General features: G+C 74.5%; 2 protein-coding genes and 2 pseudogenes. 2 read left to right on the forward strand and 2 right to left on the reverse strand.

Annotation, left to right across the window (positions count from 1 at the left end; all coding sequences use genetic code 11):
• Positions 1 to 1,198 (forward strand): cytochrome P450 (locus SSNG_RS28670; protein ID WP_050779763.1); only part of this gene is annotated, 1,198 nt, incomplete at its 5' end.
• Here the strand turns inward: SSNG_RS28670 and SSNG_RS28675 are convergent.
• Positions 1,158 to 1,880, reverse strand: a complete 723-nt coding sequence (locus SSNG_RS28675) for a hypothetical protein (RefSeq protein WP_007267430.1) — start codon at positions 1,878 to 1,880, stop codon at positions 1,158 to 1,160. The two genes, SSNG_RS28670 and SSNG_RS28675, sit on opposite strands and share 41 nt — an antisense overlap.
• 101 nt (positions 1,881 to 1,981) lie before the next feature.
• Between SSNG_RS28675 and ggt the strand changes: the two are divergent.
• Positions 1,982 to 3,783: pseudogene (ggt, locus tag SSNG_RS28680) on the forward strand (gamma-glutamyltransferase).
• Positions 3,784 to 3,794: 11 nt separating this feature from the next.
• On the opposite strand, the pseudogene SSNG_RS44165 reads toward ggt, so the two are convergent.
• Positions 3,795 to 3,942 (reverse strand): annotated as a pseudogene (locus SSNG_RS44165) (type I methionyl aminopeptidase); the annotation flags it as partial.

Genomic DNA, 3,942 nt, shown 5'->3' on the forward strand with positions numbered 1-3,942 from the left:
GCACGAGCGCTACCGGCTGCTGCGCGAGCGGCACCCGGTGGCCCGGCAGGAGGAGCCCGAGGTCCAGGGCTGGCCCGCCGGGCCCGGCTTCTGGGCGGTCACCCGGCACGCCGACGTCGTCCGCGTCCTGCGCGACCACACCGCGTACTCCTCCTGGCTCGGCGCCACCCAGATCCGCGACCCCGACCCCGCCGACCTGCCGTTCCTGCGCAGCACCATGCTCAACCAGGACCCTCCCGAGCACGGCCGGCTGCGCCGCCTGGTCTCCCGCGCCTTCACCCCCGCCCGGGTCGACGCCTTCGCGGACCGGGCCCGCGAGCGCGCCCGCACCCTGCTCGCCGCCGCCCGGGACGGTGCCGAGGACGGCGCCGCCGACGTGGTGCGCGCCGTCACCGACGAGTACGCCCTGCTCAACCTGACCGACCTGCTGGGCGTCCCGCCCGCCGACCGGGGCCTGCTGCTGGAGTGGACCGTACGCGTCATCGGCTACCAGGACCCCGACGACGCCCCCGCACCCCTCCTCGGCCCCGACGGCAAGCCGCTGAACCCGCGCTCCCCGGCCCTGCTCGGCGAGATGTTCGGCTACGCCCGGGAACTGGCCGCGTACAAGCGCGCCCACCCCGGGGGCGACGTGATGACCGCCCTCGCCCAGGCCGGACTGGAGCCCGCCGAGCTGGAGATGTTCTTCTTCCTGCTCACCGTCGCCGGCAACGACACCGTGCGCAGCGCCGCACCCGGAGGCCTCCTCGCCCTGGCCCGCAACCCCGACGCCTACCGCCGGCTGGCCGACGGCACCACCGGCACGGACCGGGCCGTCGAGGAACTCCTGCGCGTCCACCCGCCGGTGCTCAGCTTCCGCCGCACCGCCACCCGAGACACCGAACTCGCCGGGACCCCGATCCGGGCCGGCGACAAGGTGGTCGTCTTCCACGCCTCCGCCAACCATGACGAACGCGTCTTCACCGACCCCGGCCGGCTCGACCTCGACCGCTCCCCGAACCCGCACGTCTCCTTCGGCGACGGCCCGCACGTCTGCCTCGGCGCCCACTTCGCCCGGCTCCAGCTGCGCACCCTCCACGAGGAGTGGCGCACGGCGATGCCCGCGCCCGAACTCGCGGGGGAGCCGCGCCGCCTGGTCTCCAACTTCATCAACGGCATCACCCGGCTGCCGCTGCGGGTGTCCGCGCCGCGGCGGTGACGTCCGCCACCAGCTCCGTCACGTCCGGCCCGTAGGCGTCGGAGTTGACCACCTTCAGCACCAGGCAGAAGGACTTCCCGCGGTGCCCGCGCGCCAGCTCCTCGTGGTTGCGGGCCAGGTAGCGGGCCGCCGCCTGGTTGCTGTTGGCGGTCTGCCCCGACAGCAGGAACACCGGCCGCGTCCCCGGCCCGGTCGTCAGCCGGGCCAGCAGCACGTACTCGGCCAGACCCGGCTCCCAGCGGTACGTGTCCCCGCCGACGGCGATCGACCCCCGGTCCGGACCGGATTCGGTGGACACGTCGACCCGCACGCCGGGGAGCAGCGAGTGCAGGTGGGCCACCGTACGGGAGTTGGAGGCGGGCCCGCCGACGCAGAACTCGGCGCGCTCCCCGAAGCCCTGCCGCGCCTCGTGGGTGACGACCTGCACCGTCGCCCCGCAGTCCTTTATCAGGGCGGATATCTCCAGCAGTGCGAAGGCGTCGTTGCGGTGCAGCGAGTTCTCGGTGCCGCCCATCTGGCGGTTGACCACGAACAGGCAGTCCGAGCCGGCGGGCAGCCCGAAGAACGCCTGCTTGCGGCGGAGCGCCCGGCGCCACAGGTACGTCCGCGTGAACCAGCCGAAACCACCGCTGACGGCGGTCGCCACCACCCCGAGCACGATGTTGCGCACGTCGTCGTTCATGCGCCGGATGGTAGCCGTCACACCGCCGTCATGACGTGGGGGCCGGGGCGGAGCTAGGCTGCCGCTCCTAGGTCTGACAGGCAGTCGACTGGAGGAACCGGATGCGCGCTTCCGCAGCACGTCAGTTAGCGTTCGCAGCCCTCGCCGGGGCGCTCGTCTCCACCGGGGCCGCCGCCCCGCCCTCGCAGACGGCGACCCCGCCCAAGGTGCCGGTCGCCGCCGGCTACGGCGGGGCCGTCGCCAGCGTCGACGCGGACGCCTCCGCCGCCGGCATCGCCGTGCTGCGCTCCGGCGGCAACGCCGTGGACGCCGCCGTCGCCGTCGCCGCCGCGCTCGGGGTGACCGAGCCGTACTCCGCCGGGATCGGCGGGGGCGGCTACTTCGTCTACTACGACGCCTCCTCCCGCCGGGTGCACACCATCGACGGCCGCGAGACCGCGCCCGCCACGGCCACCGCCACCCTCTTCCAGGAGAACGGCGTCCCCATCCCCTTCGCCGAGGGCCAGACCAGCGGACGCTCGGTCGGCGTCCCCGGCACCCCCGCCACCTGGAAGAGCGCCCTCGACGCCTGGGGCAGCCGCCCGCTCGCCCAGCTCCTGCGCCCCGCCGAGAAACTGGCCCGCGACGGCTTCAAGGTCGACGGCACCTTCCGCGCCCAGACCGAGGCCAACCAGGACCGCTTCAAGGACTTCCCCGCCACCCGCGAGCTGTTCCTGCCCGGCGGCCAACTGCCCGTCGTCGGATCCACCTTCAAGAACCCCGACCTCGCCGCCACCTACGCCGAACTCGCCCGCAAGGGCACCGGCGCGCTCTACCGGGGGCCGATCGCCGAGGACATCGTCAACACCGTCCGCAAGCCCCCCGTCGACCCGGCCGCCACCCGCAACGTCCGCCCCGGCGACCTGACCACCGCCGACCTGCGCGCCTACGCGACCAAGCGACAGGCCCCGACGCAGATCGCGTACCGGGGCCTGGACGTCTACAGCATGGCGCCGTCCTCCTCCGGCGGCACCACCGTCGGCGAGGCGCTGAACATCCTGGAGCGCACCGACCTGTCGGGGCTGTCCCCGGCGCAGTACCTGCACCGCTACATCGAGGCCTCCCGGATCGCCTTCGCCGACCGGGGGCGGTGGGTCGGAGACCCGGCCGCCGAGTCCGTGCCCACGCGGGAGCTGCTCTCGCAGCGGTTCGCCGACAGCCGCGCCTGCCTGATCAAGCCCGACCGGACGCTGACCAGCCCGCTGGCCCCCGGCGACCCCCGCAACCCGGCCCCGTGCGCCACCACGGGCCAGGCCGCCCCCACCACCTACGAGGGGGAGAACACCACGCACCTGACGGTCGCCGACCGCTGGGGCAACGTGGTCTCCTACACCCTGACCATCGAGTCCACCGGCGGCAGCGCCATCACCGTCCCCGGGCGGGGCTTCCTGCTCAACAACGAGCTGACCGACTTCTCCTTCGCCCCGGCGGCCCCGGGCGTCCCCGACCCGAACCTGCCCGGCCCCGGCAAGCTCCCGCGCTCGTCCATGTCCCCGACCATCGTCTTGGACCACGGCCGTCCGGTCCTCGCGGTCGGCTCCCCGGGGCGGCGCCCACCATCATCACCACCGTCCTCCAGACCCTGACCGGCCACCTGGACCGGGGCCTGCCGCTGGTGGACGCCATCGCGGCCCCGCGCGCCAGCCAGCGCAACCAGACCACCACCGAGCTGGAGCCGGGGCTGTGGAACAGCCCGCTGCGCACCGAACTGGAGGGCCTGGGCCAGGCCTTCCGGCAGAACCCCGAGATCGGCGCCGCGACCGGTGTCCAGCGGCTGCCCGACGGCCGCTGGCTGGCGGCGGCCGAGACCAGCCGCAGGGGCGGTGGCTCGGCGATGGTCGTACGGCCGTACGGCAAGCCGTAGCCGCGCCGCGCCTACAGGGCGGTGAGGATCCTCGGGCCGCCCGCGGTGACGGCGACCGTGTGCTCGGCGTGGGCGGCGCGGGAGCCGTCGGTGGTGCGCAGGGTCCAGCCGTCGCCCCTCTTCGGTCGTAGTCGTCCGTACCGCCCGCGATCAGCATCG

The organism is Streptomyces sp. C (genome assembly GCF_000158895.1).
Classification (GTDB): Bacteria; Actinomycetota; Actinomycetes; order Streptomycetales; family Streptomycetaceae; genus Streptomyces; species Streptomyces racemochromogenes.